Genomic DNA, 19,162 nt, shown 5'->3' with positions numbered 1-19,162 from the left:
CTGTCAATCCTATTCGGCCGGGTCCGGCTCCTTCCCGCGAGGTCCGGGTGGATTCCGTTTGAAAAATGGGGGTCGCGCGGGTAGAGTATGCGCGTCCATGGCGCGCCTGGCCGAGCGAACCCCTTACCCCAAATACGGCGGAAACCAGTGGCTAAACACATCGGAATCGTTGCATGCAGCGCCGAGGGCGCCGCTCTCTGCTACACCACCGTCTGCACCGAGGCGCCGGCCCTCATGGGGAAGAAACACGCCCACCCCGAGGTGAGCATGCACACCCACCCCTTCAGCGACTACGTGCGCCTGCTCGAGGCGGGCAACTGGGATGGGGTGGCCGCGCTGATGCTTTCCTCCGAGGCGAAGCTGGCCAAGGCCGGCGCGGAGCTGGTCATCTGCCCCGACAATACCGTCCACCAGGTGTTCGACCAGGTGGTGGCGAAGTCGAAGCTGCCCTGGTTGCACATCGCCGGCGAGGTTGCGCGCGAGGCCTCGCGGCGCGGCTACAAGAAGGTGGGGCTGATCGGTACCGCGTACACCATGGAGGCGTCCTTCTATAATGAGAAGTTCGCCGAGGTGGGGATCGGGGTGGAACTCCCGGAGGAGAAGGACCGCAAGCTCATCAACCGCATCATCTTCGACGAACTGGTGGCGGCGCAGTTCACCGCGGAATCGCGCGCGTACTTCACCGGCCTGATCAGCGAGATGCGGGTGGTCGGGTGTGAAGCGGTGGTGCTGGGCTGTACCGAGGTGCCGCTTATTATCACCGAGGAGAATTCTCCGCTGCCGGTGTTGGACTCCACGCGCCTGCTTGCGCGGGCCGCGCTGCGCGCCTCACTCGAGTAGCGCTCACGTCTCCGTTTCCGAGTCCCAGTCGCCGGAACCCAGAAAGTAGAAGTGCGCCGCGGGCGGATGGCCGTGCCCGATCGCCGGCGCGTGGCGGATGGTACGCGTGATGTAACGCTTGGCGTTCGCAACCGCGGTGGGCAGCGCCTCCCCCAGCGCGAGTCGCGCGGTGATTGCCGCCGAGAAGGTGCAGCCCGTGCCGTGGATGCTGCGCTCGCGCACCGGTCCCTCGGGTTTCAATTCCACCATCCCTCTCTCCGTCCACAGGACGTCGACCGCCAGCGCAAAGGTGGCGTGCCCGCCCTTGACCACCACCGCGCGCGGGCCCATGGCCGCGATCTTCTCCGCGGCGCGTTTCATGTCGTCGAGCGAGGCGATGTCGAGGCCGGAGAGCAGCCGGGCCTCGTGCAGGTTCGGCGTCACCACCCGGGCCAATGGCAGCAGGGTGCCCCGCAGGGCGGCGACGGCGTCTTCCGCCAGCAGGCGGTAACCGCTCTTTGCGATCATCACCGGGTCGACCACCAGGTCCTGAAACCCGCGCCGGGAGAGCTCGCCGGCCACGGTTTCGATGATGGTGGCGCTGGAGAGCATGCCCGTCTTGGCGGCGGCGATGTCGAGATCGTCGAGAACGGCCGCCAGCTGGGCGCAAATGATCGCGGGTGGGAGTTCCTGGACCTCGCGAACCTCGCGGGTGTTCTGGGCGGTGATGGCCGTGACCACCGACGCCCCGAAGACGCCGTGGGCGTGGAAGGTCTTGAGGTCGGCCTGGATGCCCGCGCCGCCGCCGGAATCCGAGCCCGCGATGGTGAGTGCCTGCTTCATGAGTAGAAAGGTGCGCTCGGGCAGTGTAACATGGGGGTGTCTTCTCGCGCGAACGCCGCCCGCGCCGTATATTACCGGATGATAACCCCATGAAGTGGTCCTTTCGCATTGGCTCGCCGTTCGGGATACCCGTCCGCGTTCACCTCACGTTCCTCTTGTTGCCCGCCTGGTACGGCGCGGTGGTATGGAAGCAATCGGGGAGCATGGAGGCAGTCCTCGAGGGACTGGCGTTCGTCCTGGTGCTCTTTGCCTGCGTGGTGCTCCACGAACTCGGGCACGCGCTGGTCGCACGCCGGTACGGCATCCCCACCTGTGACATCACCCTGCTGCCCATCGGCGGGGTGGCGCGGTTGGAGAAGATGCCGGACGATCCCCGGCAGGAGTTGTGGGTTGCGCTGGCCGGTCCGGCGGTGAACGTCGCCATCGCGGGGACGATCTTCCTGCTGGTGCAGATCGGCGCGTCCATCACCCGTCTCGATGCCGTCAGCCTCACCGGGGGTTCGTTTGTCGCGCGGGTAATGTGGGTCAACATTCTGCTGGTGTTGTTCAACCTCCTGCCGGCGTTTCCCATGGACGGCGGCCGCATCCTGCGCGCCCTGCTGGCCATGCGCCTGGACTACTCGCGCGCCACGCAGATCGCGGCCGTAATCGGCCAGTCGATGGCATTCCTGTTCGGCTTCATCGGCCTGTTCAGCAACCCGATGCTGATTCTGATCGGGCTGTTCGTGTGGATCGGCGCCGCCCAGGAGGCCAACATGGTGCAGATGCGTCATTCGCTCTCCGGCATCCCGGTGAGCCGCGCCATGATCACCGACTTTCGCACCCTCGCACCGTCGGACACACTGGCCGGCGCGATCGAGTTGACACTGGCGGGAACGCAGCGCGATTTTCCCGTTGTGGAGAACGATGGGGTGGTGGGTATGCTCATGCAGAAGGACATGCTGGCCGCGCTGGCGCGTGGCGGCCCCGACGTTGCCGTGGAAACGGTCATGCAGCGCGAGTTCGAGGTCCTGCAGGCGTCGGAGATGGTGGAAACGGCGTTTCAGCGCCTGGGCGTGCGGCGCGCCTCTTCCGCACCGGTTTCGTCCCAGGGACAACTGGTGGGAATGATCACCCTGGACAACATCGGCGAGTTGCTGGCCATCCGGGGCGCGCTCGACCGCACGCACCGCTCCGGATAGAGTTTTCATACGATCGCTCCCAATAGACCGGCCGCATAGGAAGGATGGGTCATGTCACAGCACCGCGCGCGGATTCACTGGGTGAAGGAGACCGCGTCGTTCGACTACAAGGAGTACAACCGCGAACACACCTGGACCTTCAAGAATGGCACCGTGGTGCACGCCGCCGCCGCGCCCAAGTTTCTGGGCAGCGAGGAGTGCGTTGACCCCGAGGAGGGGCTGGTGGCATCCATTTCGAGCTGCCACATGCTCACGTTCCTGGCGCTGTGCGCCCGCAAGGCCATCGTGGTGGAGAAGTACGACGATGATGCCGTCGGCTATCTCGAACCCAACGAGAACAAGAAGCTCGCCATCACGCGCGTGGTGCTGCGCCCGCGCATCAGTTTTGCGCCCGGCCAGCGGCCATCGGCGGAGGCGTTGGTGGAACTGCATGACAAGGCGCATCGCGAATGCTTCATCGCCAACTCGGTGTTGACACGGGTGACGGTGGAGGAGCCGGTGCTGGAAGCCCACTAGAGAGCCCATGAGCCGCAAAACGCTTGTCATGCTGATTCTCAGCGGGGCCGTTGTCGCCATCGCGGCCACGGCCCGCGCGCAGGCCACCGCGCCTCCCGCGGACGCACCCGTGCCGTGGGTGATCCAGGCCGAACAGGCCCTGGAGGCGAATCGCCCCGCCGAGGCCCGCCTGGCCGCCGAGAAGGCGGTGGCGGAAACGCCCGAGAACCCCAGCGCGTGGTTCATCCTGGCGCAGGCGTGTCACGCGGCGGGAGACTTCGACGCGGCCATTGATGCCGGGCAACGGGCCGCCACGTTTGCGGCGGTACGTGCCAGCGCGTGCTACAACCTGGCGTGCGCCTATGCGCTCAAGGGCGACGAGGCGAACGCGTTCAAGGCGCTCACCGCCGCCAAGCGCGCGGGATTCGCCGACCGCGAACTCATGATGACCGACGCGGATCTCGAGTCGCTGCGCGACGACCCGCGCTTCGTGCTCCCCCAGGCGCGCAACTACTTCGTGCTGAAACTGGACGACGGTGTGGAGGTGCCGTTTTCCGTGGATCTGCCGGTGGGGTTCGACCCCGCGAAGGCGTATCCGGTCCTGATCGCGCCGGGACACGGCAAGAAGGTGGAGGGCAACTGGGGCGGGCTGTTCTGGGGAGAGGATACGTCGCAGCGCGGCTGGATCACGGTGGAGTGCCCCTCCTTTCTGACGGTTGATCCCATCGGCACCACGCTGCCGTTGCTGGACGAGATCGATCGGCGTTACCGGGTGGAGGGCGGCAAGTTCCACATTGCGTGCTACGGCCCGACCTCCGGGCCCGCATTCGCCATCGCGATGGCGGCGCCTGGGCGTATCAAGAGCCTCACCGCACTGCCAGGATTTCCGGTGACGGACGACGAGAACGAACTGAAGAAGCTGAAGGGGATTCGTATCAGCTTGATCGTCGGTTCCAACGACGCCATCTGGCTGCTGGAGAGCCAGCGCGCCTACGATCGGCTCAAGGCGCTGGGTATCGAGTGCTACCTCGAAGTCGTACAGGGGTCCAACCACCTGTTGCGCGACATGTTCGGCGGCGAGCTGGCCGAGCGCCTGCAACTGATGCGCCAGTGATGGACCCGGTCTTCAAACACAACCTCTTCGCGCAGATTCCCGGCGGTCTCGCCGGCCGGGATGAGTTCCACGAGATCCTCACAAAGAACCCGCACGCGCGTGTGGAACGCATCGTGTCGCGCGGGCATGCCTCGCCGCCGGACTTCTGGTACGACCAGCAAGAGACGGAATGGGTGCTGGTGGTGGCGGGTCGGGCCCGGTTGCGTTTCGAGGGTGATCGCGTGCTCGAGCTCGGCCCCGGCGACCACGTTCATATCCCCGCGCGCACGCGCCACCGCGTGGACTGGACCGACCCGTCCTGCGACACGGTGTGGGTGGCCCTGTTCCTCTCTTCCGATTCCGCCTGAGCGCCCCGATTTGACTTCCCGATTGCGCCGGTGCTAGCGTCACGCATCAATCGTGGCACACAGCCATACACCTGAATGGACACGAGAGGTCGCAATCATGGACAAGAACGCAGTGGCGTGGTTTGAGATTCCAACCGCGGATTTCGAACGCGCAAAGAAATTCTACGAACAGATCTTCACCTACGAAATGCCGGAGATGAACATGGCGGACATCCGCATGGGTATCCTCCCGCACCAGCGCGACACCGGCGGCGTGGGTGGGGCCATCGTCAAGGGCGAGTGGTCGAAGCCGTCGCCCACGGGAACGATTGTCTATCTGAGCGCGGGCGACGACCTCGCACCCGTGCTGAGCCGCGTGGAGAAGGCGGGCGGCAAGGTGATGGTGCCCAAGTCACCCATCGAGCCCGACATGGGCTTCTTCGCCGTCTTCCAGGACAGCGAGGGAAACTCGGTGGGGCTGTTTTCGCCCCGCTGATACGACGTCAACTGTAAATTGTACAACTGGTTACGCCATTCGTGTGCCGGCGCGGCGGCGGGGGTGGGTGGTGGCGCTCGCCCCGGAGGACCCGGCCGCAGACTGATCATCCGCGCTGCACGTCGAAAGTGGTATAATCACGCTCGCCGCGGTGTCTGATCATTCAGGTGTGTCATGCGAGCACTTCTGACCTCGTTGTTCTCGATTCTGCTCCTCTCCACAGTGGTGCACGCCGATCCCGATACCTGGGAGCGCGTCGGGCCGCTTGCTGGAGACGTTGGGTTCGCGGCAATACACCCAACGAATACCGACATTATCTACTTCACCACGTCAGCCGGCCTGCAACGGACACTCGACGGCGGTGAGACGTGGTCGCCGGTGCCGGTAACGGGATGGCAGGTGCTGTTTGACCCCGTGGATCCGGATGTGGTCTACGCGTATACGCATAGCAACGGGATCTCCCGGTCGACGGACGGCGGCGCGACGTGGTCCGGCATTGCGCCGTTCTACGCGGCATCGCTGGCAATCGATCCGGGCAATACCGATCGAATCTACGCGGGGACCGTGGTGCCGACCGGCGTCTACGTCAGCGCGGACGGCGGTGCGTCGTGGACACAGGTGACGTTTGGCGCGTGGGGAGGTGTGGTCGGCGCGCTTGCGGTCGACCCGGGAAACGGGAACGTGGTGTACGCCGGTACCATCGGCGATTTCGACCATCCGGGCAGCGGGCTTTTCAAGACCATCGACGGAGGCACGACCTGGGCGCAGGTCACGACCGGGTCGTACTCTGCCGAAATCGGCTGCGTCGCGGTGGATCCCTCGAACTCGAACGTGGTGTACGTGGGAACCACGTACGGGGGGTGGCCGGTTCAGGGGCTGCTCAAGAGCAGCGATGCGGGATCGACCTGGGCGTCCTCTTCCGCGGGATTGCCGGACTACAGTGGAGTGGATGATATCGCAGTGGATCCCTCGCGGCCGGGCACGCTGTACGTCGTTGCCGGCAGGCGGCTCTACCAGAGCACGGATGCGGGTGGTCAATGGGGCGAACTCGATACGCGCGCATACCGCGGGATTTCCGGCATCGATGTTTTTCGATCCAACCCCGACGTCCTCTGCATCGCAACCGGCTACGGTGTGGCGACGAGCCAGGATCAGGGCGCCCACTTCAGTCAGTTTGGGACCGCACCCGCCAACGTGGCGGCGATCGCGATCGACCGCGCCAACAGCAACGTGCTTTACGCCACCGGACGGGGACTCTTCACGAGCACGGATCGCGGCGCGCACTGGCATCCGGCCCGTGTGGTGGATTTCGGCATGGCGATCGCTCAGGACCCGTTGCATTTGCAGACGATCTACGCCGGCGCCTACACGGACGCTGAAGTGGCGAAGTCGACCGACGGAGGCGCCACGTGGCTGGCTTCGTTGACGAACAAGGCGATCAACGATATTGCGATTGCGCCCTCCAATCCGGCGGTGGTCTACGCCGGTGGCGGCGGCATTTTCAAAACGGAGAACGCCGGCGCGTCCTGGATGACGTTGACGAGTGCATACGGACAGGCGTACGCGATTGCCGTGCACCCAGGCGATGACGGCGTCGTATACGTGGGTGGCCTGCAAGCCCTGGTCAAGAGCACCGACGGGGGCACGTCATGGGCGCTTATCGAAGACGGCCTCGACCGTCCTGCGTCGGGCTATGTACTCGAGGTGGTGATCGATCCGACAGACCCCGAGACGGTGTACTGTGGCACCTCGGTGCAGGGGGTCTTCAAGAGTGTCGATGGGGGATCCGCGTGGGCACGACTCCCCGGTCCCCTGACCGATGTCCGTGCCATCGCGATCGATCCTGAGGATGCCCAGATCGTATACGCATCGGTGTGGGGTGGGATGGTCTGGGTCACGGTCGATGGGGGAGACAACTGGCACCAGTTGGGGGCGAGAACGGTCGGAGGCCTGGACCTCCAGCTCGATCCCGCCGACCGGAACGTCGTCTACTCGACGGCGGGCACCTACTCGGCGGAAGTTGGTGCGTGGCGATACGAGCGCACGTCGGTAAGCGCACGGCCGGTGATTTCGTCCTACGGCCCCGACGCCATAGACCTGTCCCATTGCAGCGGAGGGTGCGTTGTCCTCTTCAATGTCGACACGCCGGATGACCATGGAGACGTCGCGGTGGTTGCGCTCCAGCGCAGGTCCGGCGATGGCTGGCTCGAAGAGGACCGGATCGTGGCGCCGCTGCCCGCTCCGGTGTGGCAATTGCAGCGCAGGTTCGATGTCAGCGACGAGCCCGGCGAATACGTGTTCCGCACCGTGACCCGCAGCACGGACGGATCGCGCGCGGTCTCCGGCGAGGTCGTGGTTTCGGTGACTCGTGGCCCCGTGGCGACGGTCTTCTCGGGCGTCTACGCTTCATGTGTGAACGGAAGCGCAAGCATCCGATGGAGCACCGAGACGACCGCGACGGTATCCGGATTCAACGTGTATCGCCGGGTGGTCTCTGAAACCGCGGTTCGGCGTCTCAACGAGCAGTTGATTCCGGCCCATGGCGAGCATGAGTACGTCGACGCCGACGTGAGCCCCGGCACGCGCTATTCGTACCAGGTCGGCGCGGTTGACGGAGACGGCGAGTGGTTGTCGCCGTCGACCACGCTGTTGATCCCCGCGCTCGAGCTGGAATTGCACCAGAACCGGCCGAACCCGTTCAATCCGTCCACCACGATCTCATTTCGACTGGCGGTGGCCGCGCACACCCGCCTTACCATTCATGATGTGACCGGGCGGCTGGTTACGACGCTGCTCGACCGGGTTGTGAACGCGGGCGATGTTGACGTCGAATGGGACGGCACGGACTCGGCGGGCAAACAGGCCAGTTCTGGCGTCTATTTCTATCGGCTTGCCACATCGGGCCGGGTGCTGACGAAACGGATGCTGTTGCTGAAGTAATAGGTTGTGGCTGGCGTCAGGCGTGCGGAAAAGTGACAGCCACCGCGCGGCGGATGCGTTCGGTTGCCGCGCGCGGGTCGTCGGACGCGCACACGTCGGCGATCACCGCGATGCCCCAGGCGCCCGCGCGCATCACGTCCGCCACGCGCTCGCTGGTGATGCCGCCGATGGCCAGCACGGGCAAGCTCACGGCGCTGCACACGCGTGCCAGTTCTTCCAGACCAACTGGCGGAGTTTCCTTTTGCTTGGACGTCGTCGCGTAGACATGCCCGAAGCCCACATAGTCGGCCAGAGACCGGTCGGCGCGAAGCGCCTCCTGAAAGGAATGCGCGGTGGCGCCGATGATGGCGGTGTCACCCAGCACGCGCCGCGCCTCGTCGACGGACGCGTCCGCCCGCCCCAGGTGCACGCCGTCGGCACCGCACGCGCGCGCCACCTGCACGCGGTCATTCACGATGAAGCGCGCGTCGTAGCGGTCGCACACGTGCCGTATCTCGCGTCCCACTGTGATCATGTCATCGTCGGAGAGATGCTTGTCGCGCAGTTGAATGATATCCGCGCCGCCGGTGCAGGCGAGTGTGGCGAGGTCGGTGTGCGTGAAAAACGACTGCACGGTGGTGTCGGTGATCACGCAGACGCGGCCGATCACGTTGCGCGGTCTCACAGGTCTCCGATGGCTTCCTGGAAGCGCCGCACGGCGGTACGCACGCTGGATGCCTTCATGACGGCGCCGATGGCCGCCACGCCGTGGGCGCCTGCGTCCAGGCACGAGCGCGCATTGTCCGGGTTGACGCCGCCGATGGCGAACACCGGCACGCCCGCGTCCTTGCAGGCGGTGGCGAGGGTGTCGAGCCCCTGCGGCGCGCCGTGGCCCTTCTTGGACGCGGTGGCAAACACGGGGCCGAAGCACACGAAGTCCGCACCCGCGTCGCGCGCGGCGCGCACGCCGTCGCGGCTGTGCGTGCTGGCACCCAGCAGGAGCGAGGGGAACAGGTCGCGGAAGCGCTTGAGCAACTCGATGTCGTCGGGCACGTGAAAACCGTCCACGCCGGGGCTCGCCGCAACCAGCATGGCGGTGTCGTCGTCTACGAAGCGCCCCACGTTGACCAGCAGCTTCGCCCCCCGCGGGCGCATCACGTCCATGAGCCGCGTAGCGGAGGTAATCAAATCGGTTTCGGACAGATCCTTCTCGCGCAGTTGCACCGCGCGCACGCCGGAGACACACGCGTCGTGCACCACCGACGCCAGCGAGCGCGGCGCGCAGCGCGTGCGGTCGGTAACCAGGTAGAAGCGAAAGTCGATCATTCGTCCCGTCCGATCATGCCTTCCACCGGGCTGGACGCGGTGGCGTAGAGCTTCTTCGGAATGCGCCCCGCGCTGTACGCCAGGCGGCCCGCCTCGGCGGCCAGACGGATGGCGGTTGCCATCTGCACGGGGCGTTCGGCGCCGGCGATGGCCGAATTGAGCAGCACGCCGTCCACGCCCAGTTCCATGGCCACCGCCACGTCAGACGCGGTGCCCACGCCGGCGTCCACGATGAGCGGAACCTTGCACTGCTGGCGGATGATGCGCAGGTTGTACGGGTTGCGAATGCCCATGCCCGAGCCGATGGGCGCGCCCAGCGGCATGACCGCGGCACAGCCCATGTCGGCCAGCTTGCGGCAGGCGATGGGGTCGTCGTTGCAGTAGGGAAGCACCACGAAGCCGTCGGCCAGCAGTTGTTCCGCCGCCTTGAGCAGCTCGGGGACGTCGGGGAACAGGGTCTCGTCGTCGCCGATCACCTCGAGCTTGATCCAGTTGGTGTCCAGCGCCTCGCGCGCGAGTTGCGCGGTGAGCACCGCTTCCTTTGCGGTGTAACAGCCGGCGGTGTTGGGGAGCACCGCCCAGCGCCCGCGCAGCATGGAGATCACGCTCTCCTTCGAGGTGTCCTTGATGTCGATGCGCCGCACCGCCACCGTGACCATCTCGGCGCCGCTGGCCGCGATGGCCTCCAGCATGGTTTTCGGGTCAGGGTAGCGCGAGGTTCCCACGATCAAGCGCGACTTGAATTCGCGCCCCGCAATGACGAGGCGGTCACTATCCGTGTTCATTCTAGCCTCCCTGGACGGCGCGGATGATCTCCACCACGTCGCCGTTCTCGAGTGTGTGTGTCTGCCATGCACGGCGTGGCACGACGGTTTCGTTCACCGCCACGGCGATGCCGTCGGTGTCTGGTTTGATGTCGAAACGTTCCAGGAGCGCCACGAGTGCGGTGCCTGGTTGCACGTCTGTGTCGGTTCCGTTGAGCTTGATGCGCATTGCTTCTAGTCCTCTTGCCCCGCGACAAAGCGCGCGGGGCTGAACGCTTCCGCGCCGGTGTAGCGCCCGTGCAGCACGCCCGCCGCCACCGCGTCGGCGGTGGCAGGCGCGAGTAGGATGCCGTGCCGGAAGTGCCCGGTGGCCATGACCAGCCCGCGCACGCCGGTGGCGCCGATGACCGGGTGGTTGTCGCGCGATCCCGGGCGCAGCCCCACCTCCACCGCCTCGAAGGGGAGCTCGTGGATGCCGGGCACCAGCTCCCACGCGTGGCGCAGGATGTCGCTCACGCCGCCCGCGGTGGGGGTCAGGTCGAAGCCCATCTCCTCCTGGGTGGCGCCCACCACCACGCTGCCGTCGTGCTTGGGGAGCAGGTACGCGCGCGGCGCGCGAATCACGTGTCTGAGCCGGAAGGATACATCGGTGCGCAGGCGCACCAGTTGGCCCTTCACCGGTCGCACGGGTGGAATGTCGTGCTCGGGGATGCCGGGGATGGTTCCCGACCACGCGCCGGCGGCCAACACAACCGTGTCGGCGTACACGTGGCCGGCGTTGGTCTCGACGCCGGTCACGCGGTCGTTCTCGATGACGATGCGTGTCACTTCCGTTTGTTCGCGAACCGTTACGCCCGTTGCTTCACATGCGCGCACCAGTGCGCGCATCAGCGCGCGGGTGTCGATCTGGTGGTCGTCGGGAATCGCCATGGCGCCCGCCACGCGCGGCGAGAGCGCCGGCTCGCGCTCGCGCGCGGCACTCCCCGTCAACCACTCGACCGGCAGTCCAATGGAACGCCGGTATTCGAACGCGCGGTGGATGAACTCGGCGTCGTCGCGGTCGCGTGCCACCACCAGCGTGCCCTGCGTGTCCAGTCCCACCGTGATGCCGGAATCGGCGTCGAGTTCCTTCAGAAAGCCTGGGAAGCGCGCCATGCTGGCGCGCGCGAAGGCAACGTAGGTGTGGTCGTCGAACGCGGCCTCGGAAATGGGCGCCAGCATTCCTGCCGCCACCCAGCTCGCCGCGCGTCCCGCGCGACCGCGCTCGATGACGGTGACCGTGGCGCCCCCGCGCGCCAGGCGCCACGCAACGGCCAGGCCGATGACGCCGCCGCCGACGACGATCACGCTGGGTGTGTGGTTGGAATCACTCATGGGAAAAAGAAAAAGGCCGCCGATCTCGCACCCGGAAACGGGACGTCAGCGGACCCACGTCGAAAGTCTCCCTTCGCCGGCATTACCCGGATCAGGTGCGTCGGGTGTGTTCTCAGCCCATCGCGACCGTCGCGGACGAGCACCCCGGTTCAACCGCGACGATACGCCCGCGCCGCGGGCCTGTCAAGGATGTCGAATCGACCGGCACCTTGGTGTATACTGCCCGCGATGGCGCCGGACGACGTCCTGCGCGCCAACTCATTCTCTCCAATCGGGAGGTCACCATGCGAACTCGAATCGGCACCGCCGTCATGGTGCTGGCAGCCACGGCTCTCACCGTCACGTTGGTGGGAACTTTCACAACGGTGGACAATCACATGGCATTTGCCAAGAAGAACTACACCTACCCCGAGGCCATGAAACAGGACGTGGTGGATGACTACCACGGCACCCAGGTCGCGGATCCCTATCGCTGGCTAGAAGACCCGGACTCCCCGGAGACGCAGGCGTGGGTGGCCAGGGAGAACGAACTCACGCGCGCGTACATCGACTCGTTCGACAAGCGCGAGGCCATCGAGCTGCGCCTCACCAAGCTGTGGAACTACCCCAAGTACTCGCTGCCCAACAAGCAGGGCGACCGCTACTTCTTCACCAAGAACGACGGGTTGCAGAACCAGTCGGTGCTGTACATGCAGAAGTCGCTCGACGGCGAGGCAACCGTGGTGCTGGATCCCAACGCGCTCAGCGCGGACGGGACCATCGCGCTCAGCGGCACGCACTACACCCAGAACGGCAAGCTGCTGGCCTACGCCACCTCGGCCAGTGGCAGCGACTGGCAGAAGATCCACGTCCGTGACGTCGACACCGGCAAGGACTACGACGACGTCCTGCAGTGGTGCCGTTTCTCCGGTGTGGCGTGGAAGAAGGACAACAGCGGTTTCTGGTACAACCGCTTTCCGGCCGAGGGCGAGGTGCCCGACGAGGACCGCTCCAACTACGCCCGGGTCTACTGGCACAAGCTGGGTACCCCGCAGTCCGAGGACAAGCTGGTGCTGGAGGACAAGCAGAACAAGGAGTACGGGTTCTACCCCGGCATCACCGAGGACGGCGCGTACCTGGTGATCGTGGTTTACCACGGCACCGATCCCCAGAACGGCGTGATGGTGCGCAAGGCGGACAGCGATGGCGACTTCACCACCATCGTCGGTCTCAAGACGGGCATGTTCAACCCCATTGAGAACGTGGGTTCGGTGATGTACTTCCACACGGACTACGAGGCGCCGCGCGGACGCGTGATCGCCATCGACCTGGACAAGCCCGGGCGAGAGAACTGGAAGGAAATCATCGCCCAGAAGCCGGAGGTCATCGACGGCGTCTCGATGGTCAACAACCAGCTGGTCCTCAATTATATGCAGGATGCCAGGAACAAGCTGATGATCTTCGACCGCGACGGCACGTTCCGGCGCGAGATCGATCTGCCCACCCTCGGCAGTGTGGATGGCGTGTCCGGTGAGCGCGAGCACACGGAGATGTTCTTCTCGTTCACGTCCTATACCTACCCGACCACGTCGTTCCGCTACGACTTCACCAGCGACCAGGTGGCGGTCTTCCAGAAGCCGGACATCGATTTCGACGGGACCCGGTACGAAACCAGACAGGTCTTCTACAATTCCAAGGACGGAACCCGCATCCCCATGTTCATCACCTACAAGAAAGGGATGAAACAGGACGGCAACAATCCGACGCTGCTGTACGGCTACGGCGGTTTCAACATCAGCCTCACGCCCACCTTCTCGATTTCGCGGCTGGTGTGGCTGGAGAACGGCGGCATCTACGCCGTGGCCAACCTGCGTGGCGGCAACGAATACGGCGAGGAATGGCACCAGGGGGGCGTGCTGGGCAACAAGCAGAACGTCTTCGACGACTTCATCGCCGCCGGTGAGTACCTGATCAAGGAAAAGTACACCCAGACCAAGTACCTCGCCATCAACGGCGGCAGCAACGGCGGGCTCCTCACCGCCGCGTGCACCCTGCAACGCCCCGACCTGTGGGGCGCGGTGGTGTGCCAGGTGCCGGTGATCGACATGCTGCGCTACCACATGTTCACCGTGGGGCGCTACTGGGTGTCCGACTACGGCAACGCGGAGGCCAACGCGGAGGACTTCAAGTTCCTGTACGCGTATTCGCCGCTGCACAACGTTCCCGACGGGTTCAAGAGCCCTCCCATCCTGATCACCAGTGCCGACACCGACGACCGCGTGGTGCCCTCGCACGCCAAGAAGTTCACGGCGACCATGCAGGCCAGGGACGCGGGGGAGAACCCGATCCTGCTCAGGGTGGATACCAAGGCGGGGCACGGCGCGGGCAAACCCACGTCGAAACAGATCGAGGAAGCCGCAGACATCTACTCGTTCCTGTTCAAGACCATGGGGCTCAAGCCGTCGGTCTGACGCCGCGGGGATGAGTGCCGGAGACCGGGGCGGTTCGCCTGGCGAACCGCCCCGATTCACCCGCCGGGCGCGAGAAGTTGCGTCCGGCACACACACCTGCTTCGTATATTGCACGTATGCCTGACTGGCAGTCGGTTCTGGTCCATCTGTACTTCGCGAGCCTCGCGGTACTATCCGTTTACGGGCTGCATCGTTACGTCATCCTGTACCTGTACCACCGCCACTACAAGCAGGCCCGGCGTGTGAACCACCCGCCCGCGCAGGATTCCCGCACGCTGCCGTCGGTGACGGTCCAGTTGCCCATTTTCAACGAGTTGTACGTGGCCCGGCGTGTGATTCGCGCGGCGGCCGCCATCCGCTATCCGCGCGACCTGCTGCGCATCCAGGTACTCGACGACTCCACCGACGAGACCCGCCGCGTGGCCCGCGAGACCGCGGATGAACTGCGCGCGCAGGGAATGAACGTCGAGTATCTCTGTCGCGCCGATCGTGAGGGCTTCAAGGCCGGCGCACTCAAGGCCGGATTGGCGGCTACGCCGGACGATCTGGTGGCCGTGTTCGACGCCGACTTCGTGCCGCCGCCGGATTTTCTGGAGAAGACGGTGCCGCACTTTCAGGACGCCGGCGTGGGCATGGTGCAGACGCGCTGGGGGTATCTCAACCGCGATTACTCCTTGCTGACACGCGTGCAGGCCATGCTGCTGGACGGGCATTTCATGCTCGAGCACACCGCGCGCAGTTGCTCGGGACGCTATTTCAATTTCAACGGCACCGGCGGCGTGTTCCGGCGCGCCGCCATTCTCGATGCCGGCGGCTGGCAGGGTGACACGCTCACCGAGGATCTGGACCTCTCCTACCGCACGCAGTTGCGTGGCTGGCGCTTCGTGTTTCTGCCCGACGTGGAATGCCCCAGCGAGCTGCCCGTGGACATCTACGGCCTGAAGAACCAGCAACACCGCTGGACCAAGGGCTCCATCCAGGTAGGGAGAAAGCTGTTGCCGCGCATCTGGCGCAGTGGCGCGCCCCTCAAGGTGAAGCTCGAGGCCACCTTCCATTTGAGTGCCAACCTCAGCTACCTGCTGCTGGTGCTGGTATCGCTGCTGATGCCGTTCGCGGTCATCGCTCGCGCCGAGGCGATGTCGCGGGGTGCATTCGTGCTGGAGGCGGCGGTGTTTGGGATGACCACCGCTTCGATCTTCATCTTCTATCTGGTGGCGCTGCGCGAGTTGCACGCGGACTGGAAGCTGCGCGCGCGCGACATCCCCTTCATCCTCGCCATCGGCATCGGCATGTGTATCAACAATGCGTGGGCGGTGGTGGAGGCACTGGTGGGGTACCGCACGCCGTTCGTGCGCACCGCCAAGTATCGCATCGAGTCCATGCGCGACCGCTGGAAGGGCAAGCTCTACCGTTCGGCGCGCAAGCCGTCGTTCTTCTTCGAGTTCCTGTTTGCCGCCTATGCCATCGCCGGCTTCGTCTTCGTTGCGGCGCTGCAGGAGTGGGCGGCGCTCCCCTACATGGGACTCTTCGTTGCGGGGTATGCCTACGTCTTCGGCCTCTCCGTCGCCCACGGCCGCCAGTGATGGGATGAAGCGCGACCGGCTGGTTCTGCTGCTGGCGGGTGCGGTGCTCGTGGCCGCGTTCGGTGGTATCGCCGGGACCCACGAACTCCACCGGCGCTTCCCGCTCCTGCTGGGCCTGTACGGCGCGGCCTTCGCCGCCTACCTGGTCGCACTGCGGGTGGCGTTCACCGCGCGCCGGCCCGGCCGCTTCCTGCCGGTGGTGATGCTGGTGGTGGCGGTGATCGCGCGCGTAATGCTGATACCCGCGAAGCCCGATCTCTCCACCGACATCTACCGCTATGCGTGGGAGGGGCGCGTGGTACTCAGCGGCGCCAATCCTTTCGCCACGCCCCCGGCCGACACCTCGCTGGCACCGTTGCGTGACGACGATTACCCGCTGATCAACCATCGCGATCTGGCCACCATTTACCCGCCGCTGGCGCAGGGTGTGTTTGCACTGGCGGCGTGGCTGCACCCGGGCGTTATCACGCTGAAGGCAGTCCTGGTGTTGTTCGATCTGGCCACGCTGGTGGCTCTGGTGTTCCTGCTGCGTGCGCGCGGCCGGCCACCCACACACGCGCTGGTGTATGCGTGGAGTCCACTCGTCATCCTGGAAACGGCCCACTCCGGGCACATGGACGCGGTGGGTGTGTTCTTCCTGGTCCTTGGCATCACGCTGCTGGCGCGGCGTCCCAACGCGGGATTCGCGGCGCTGGGCGCGTCGTTCCTGGCCAAGTACATCACGGTGATACTGCTCCCATTCCTGGTTGCGCGGCGTCACTGGCGCGGCATCGTCATCGTCACGGTGATCGCCGTCGCCGGCTACGCGCCGTTCTTCGACGCGGGCCCGCGCCTGGTCGAGAGCCTGCGCGTGTACAGCGGAACCTGGTGGTTCAACGGGCCGCCTTTCATGTCGCTGGCGGGCTGGCTGGGTGATCCGTTGTTGAGCCGGCGCCTGCTCGCCGGGGCGGGAGCGGCGTTCGCGCTGGCGGCCGCGTTTCGCGAGAGGGATGTGGCGCGCTACACCTACCTGGTGGTGGGGTGCTGGCTGCTCCTCGCGCCCACGGTGTATCCCTGGTACGTGACATGGATGGTGCCGTTTCTGTGCCTGTACCCCAATCGCGCGTGGATCGCGTTCACGGCGCTGGTGATGATGTCATACCGAGTGTGGGGCGAGTACGACGCGTCGGGTGCGTGGGTGCTCCCCACCAGATGGCTCGCGCTGGAATACGTGCCTTTCTATGGGTTGCTGCTGGTGGAGGGCTTGCGCCGGAGACCCGCCCATGGCTGAGCGCACCCGCGTCGCCATCGTCATGCCCGCGCGCAATGAAGCCGCTTCGGTGGGGCTCGTGCTGGATCAGATCCCGGGCGACATGGTCGCCCAGGTGATCGTGGTGGACAACGGCAGCAGCGACGGCACCGCGGAAGTGGCGCGCGCGCACGGCGCCAGCGTGGTGAGCGAGCCCGAGCCGGGGTACGGCGCGGCCTGCCTGGCGGGCATTGCGCGCGTGGACGAAACCATCGGCGTGATCGTGGTGCTGGACGCGGACCGCTCGGATTATCCCGCCGACCTGCCGCTGCTGCTCGCGCCCATCGAGTCCGGCGAGGCGGACTTCGTCATCGGCTCGCGGGTGCTGGGTGGCGCCGAACCGGGCGCTCTGCCGTGGAACCAGCGCTGGGGCAACTGGCTTGCGTGCAGGCTCATGCGCCTGCTGTACGGCGTGACCTTCACCGACATGGGGCCGTTTCGCGCCATTCGCCGCGACGCGCTGCTCGCACTCGGCATGCGCGATCGCACCTTCGGCTGGAACGTGGAAATGCAGGCCCGGGCGCTGATCGCGGGGCTGCGCATCCGCGAGGTCCCGGTGCGATACCGGCGGCGCGTGGGCCGCTCCAAGATATCGGGGACGGTAAGCGGAACGATTCGGGCTGGCGTGAAGATCATCGGGACCATATTGGTGTATTATCCAGCGTATCGACGAACCCGGAGGAAGAACGCGAGATGAAGCCGATACTTCTGGCGGCGATGCTGAGTCTGCTGGCGCCCGCCGCCGCGCGGGCCGACCTGTACCAGCCATACGCCGCCGTTCTGCGGACCCACGTGGACGAACATGGCCTGGTGGACTATGCCGGGCTCAAGGCCGACCGCGCCGGCCTCGACGAATTCGCCGGGACCATCGCCGATCTGGACCCGGCGCTGTACGAGAGCTGGGCCGAGCCCGAGCGGCTGGCCTTCTGGATCAACGCCTACAACGCGCTGACCCTGCGGCTGATCGTGGATCACTATCCCATTCAGTCGCTCGCGGGCCGGGAGAAGTACCCCGCGCGCAGCATCCAGCAGATTCCCAATCCATGGTCGCGGCCCCGCTACCGGGTGATGGGGCAGGAGCGATCGCTGGATGACATCGAACACAACGTGATCCGCAAGGAGTTTCATGAGCCGCGCATCCACATGGCGCTGGTTTGCGCGGCCATGTCGTGTCCACCGCTGCGCCGCGAGCCCTTCAGTGGCGCTGAACTGGACGCGCAGCTCGACGACCAGTCGCGCCGTTTCTTTTCGGACCTGAGAAACCTGCAGATCGACCGCGAGAAGAACGAGGTGTACGCGTCCCAGATTCTGGAGTGGTTCGCGGATGACTTCGCCCCGGGCGTCGTGAAGGAACACGGACAGCTGGTGGCCAGGCGCACGGCGGTGGTCAACGCGGCGGGCCCGCACGTGCCTGCCGATGCCCGCGCGTACCTCGAGGCGGGCGATTTTCTCCTGAAGTATTTCGACTATGACTGGACGCTCAACGAGCAGTCGAAGTGAAACGAATCCACTGCATCCAGCACGTACCCTTCGAAACACCCGCGCGCATCGCCGTCTGGGCACACGACCGCGGCCTCGAAACGTTGCCCACGCGCGTCTTCGCCGGCGAGCCGCTTCCCGCCAGCGGGGAGATCGAAGCCCTCGTGGTCATGGGTGGCCCCATGGGTGTTCACGAGGTGGAGCGATTCCCGTGGCTGGTGGAGGAGAAGCGCCTGATCGAGGCTGTGATTCGCGACGACAAGCCCGTGCTCGGCGTGTGCCTGGGCGCCCAGCTCATCGCCGACGTGCTGGGCGCGCGTGTGTATCGCAACCGCTTCCACGAGATCGGCTGGTTTCGGGTGGAGGCCACCGCGGCGGGACGCGCACACGCGCGTTTCCCGTTGCGCGCGGAGTTCGTTCCCTTCCACTGGCACGGTGACACCTTTGAACTGCCCGCGGGCGCGGTGCAGCTGGCGCGCAGTGCGGCCTGCGAACAGCAGGCCTTCGCGTGGGGCGATTCGGTGCTGGGGCTCCAGTTCCACCTGGAGATGGACGCGGAGGGTGTCGCGGCGCTGGGCGCGCACTGCGGCGCGGATGCGGGAAGCGGGCCTTACGTGCAATCCCTGGAGGAAATGCTCTCGGCGCCGCAGCGTTTTTCAGCCGCGCACGCGTTTCTGGATGACCTGCTCGACCACTGGAAGAAGG

At 65.8% G+C, this 19,162-nt stretch carries 19 protein-coding genes and 1 riboswitch; of the genes, 13 read left to right on the top strand and 6 right to left on the bottom strand.

Going from position 1 to position 19,162, the window contains the following annotated elements:
* The first annotated feature begins 147 nt into the window (after positions 1–147).
* Entirely contained in the window at positions 148–840 is a 693-nt protein-coding gene (locus OEX18_12485) for an amino acid racemase (GenBank protein ID MDH4338081.1), read from the top strand.
* 3 nt (positions 841–843) lie between these two features.
* On the opposite strand, the gene thiD is transcribed toward OEX18_12485, so the two are convergent.
* A complete protein-coding gene (gene thiD, locus OEX18_12480) occupies positions 844–1,662 on the bottom strand; it encodes a bifunctional hydroxymethylpyrimidine kinase/phosphomethylpyrimidine kinase (protein ID MDH4338080.1) in 819 nt (272 codons plus the stop codon).
* A gap of 89 nt (positions 1,663–1,751) precedes the next feature.
* On the opposite strand from thiD, the gene OEX18_12475 reads away from it, so the two are divergent.
* From OEX18_12475 to OEX18_12450, 6 genes are all read left to right on the top strand, one after another.
* The gene (locus OEX18_12475; protein MDH4338079.1) at positions 1,752–2,843 is read left to right on the top strand and encodes a site-2 protease family protein; all 1,092 of its coding nucleotides are present in this window, start codon (positions 1,752–1,754) and stop codon (positions 2,841–2,843) included.
* A gap of 51 nt (positions 2,844–2,894) precedes the next feature.
* Complete coding sequence (locus OEX18_12470) at positions 2,895–3,359, top strand: OsmC family protein (GenBank protein MDH4338078.1); 465 nt, start codon at positions 2,895–2,897, stop codon at positions 3,357–3,359.
* 7 nt (positions 3,360–3,366) lie between these two features.
* The gene (locus OEX18_12465; protein MDH4338077.1) at positions 3,367–4,452 is read left to right on the top strand and encodes a hypothetical protein; all 1,086 of its coding nucleotides are present in this window, start codon (positions 3,367–3,369) and stop codon (positions 4,450–4,452) included.
* On the top strand, positions 4,452–4,799 hold the full coding sequence (locus OEX18_12460) for a cupin domain-containing protein (protein ID MDH4338076.1): 348 nt from the start codon (positions 4,452–4,454) through the stop codon (positions 4,797–4,799). Before OEX18_12465 ends, OEX18_12460 begins: the two co-directional genes overlap by 1 nt.
* Before the next feature lie 97 nt (positions 4,800–4,896).
* Entirely contained in the window at positions 4,897–5,274 is a 378-nt protein-coding gene (locus tag OEX18_12455; protein ID MDH4338075.1) for a VOC family protein, read from the top strand.
* Between the two features lie 174 nt (positions 5,275–5,448).
* Entirely contained in the window at positions 5,449–8,214 is a 2,766-nt protein-coding gene (locus tag OEX18_12450; protein MDH4338074.1) for a T9SS type A sorting domain-containing protein, read from the top strand.
* 16 nt (positions 8,215–8,230) lie between these two features.
* Here the strand turns inward: OEX18_12450 and thiE are convergent, their stop codons facing one another.
* Genes thiE through thiO form a run of 5 tightly spaced genes read right to left on the bottom strand, consistent with a single transcriptional unit; the run spans position 8,231 to position 11,657 of the window.
* A complete protein-coding gene (gene thiE, locus OEX18_12445; GenBank protein MDH4338073.1) occupies positions 8,231–8,878 on the bottom strand; it encodes a thiamine phosphate synthase in 648 nt (215 codons plus the stop codon).
* The gene (locus OEX18_12440) at positions 8,875–9,519 is read right to left on the bottom strand and encodes a thiamine phosphate synthase (GenBank protein MDH4338072.1); all 645 of its coding nucleotides are present in this window, start codon (positions 9,517–9,519) and stop codon (positions 8,875–8,877) included. Before OEX18_12440 ends, thiE begins: the two co-directional genes overlap by 4 nt.
* Positions 9,516–10,304, bottom strand: a complete 789-nt coding sequence (locus OEX18_12435) for a thiazole synthase (protein MDH4338071.1) — start codon at positions 10,302–10,304, stop codon at positions 9,516–9,518. Before OEX18_12435 ends, OEX18_12440 begins: the two co-directional genes overlap by 4 nt.
* 1 nt (position 10,305) lies before the next feature.
* Entirely contained in the window at positions 10,306–10,512 is a 207-nt protein-coding gene (gene thiS, locus OEX18_12430) for a sulfur carrier protein ThiS (protein MDH4338070.1), read from the bottom strand.
* 5 nt (positions 10,513–10,517) lie between these two features.
* Positions 10,518–11,657 (bottom strand): glycine oxidase ThiO, encoded by a 1,140-nt coding sequence (gene thiO / locus OEX18_12425; GenBank protein ID MDH4338069.1) that lies wholly within the window; start codon positions 11,655–11,657, stop codon positions 10,518–10,520.
* Between the two features lie 51 nt (positions 11,658–11,708).
* A riboswitch (TPP riboswitch) is annotated at positions 11,709–11,814 on the bottom strand.
* Between the two features lie 127 nt (positions 11,815–11,941).
* Between thiO and OEX18_12420 the strand changes: the two genes are divergently transcribed.
* The 6 genes from OEX18_12420 to OEX18_12395 form a co-directional block, all read left to right on the top strand.
* Positions 11,942–14,107 (top strand): prolyl oligopeptidase family serine peptidase, encoded by a 2,166-nt coding sequence (locus OEX18_12420; protein MDH4338068.1) that lies wholly within the window; start codon positions 11,942–11,944, stop codon positions 14,105–14,107.
* A gap of 116 nt (positions 14,108–14,223) precedes the next feature.
* The gene (locus OEX18_12415) at positions 14,224–15,690 is read left to right on the top strand and encodes a glycosyltransferase (protein MDH4338067.1); all 1,467 of its coding nucleotides are present in this window, start codon (positions 14,224–14,226) and stop codon (positions 15,688–15,690) included.
* Positions 15,691–15,694: 4 nt separating this feature from the next.
* The gene (locus OEX18_12410; GenBank protein ID MDH4338066.1) at positions 15,695–16,960 is read left to right on the top strand and encodes a glycosyltransferase 87 family protein; all 1,266 of its coding nucleotides are present in this window, start codon (positions 15,695–15,697) and stop codon (positions 16,958–16,960) included.
* Entirely contained in the window at positions 16,953–17,675 is a 723-nt protein-coding gene (locus tag OEX18_12405) for a glycosyltransferase family 2 protein (protein MDH4338065.1), read from the top strand. The genes OEX18_12410 and OEX18_12405 overlap by 8 nt, the downstream gene beginning before the upstream one ends.
* The gene (locus OEX18_12400) at positions 17,672–18,478 is read left to right on the top strand and encodes a DUF547 domain-containing protein (protein MDH4338064.1); all 807 of its coding nucleotides are present in this window, start codon (positions 17,672–17,674) and stop codon (positions 18,476–18,478) included. The genes OEX18_12405 and OEX18_12400 overlap by 4 nt, the downstream gene beginning before the upstream one ends.
* On the top strand, positions 18,475–19,162 hold a 688-nt coding region (locus tag OEX18_12395; protein MDH4338063.1), incomplete at its 3' end, for a type 1 glutamine amidotransferase. The genes OEX18_12400 and OEX18_12395, both read left to right, overlap by 4 nt.

The sequence above is a fragment of the Candidatus Krumholzibacteriia bacterium genome, assembly GCA_029865265.1.
Classification (GTDB): Bacteria; Krumholzibacteriota; Krumholzibacteriia; order WVZY01; family JAKEHA01; genus JAKEHA01.
This window is presented reverse-complemented; position numbering and strand designations above follow the sequence as displayed.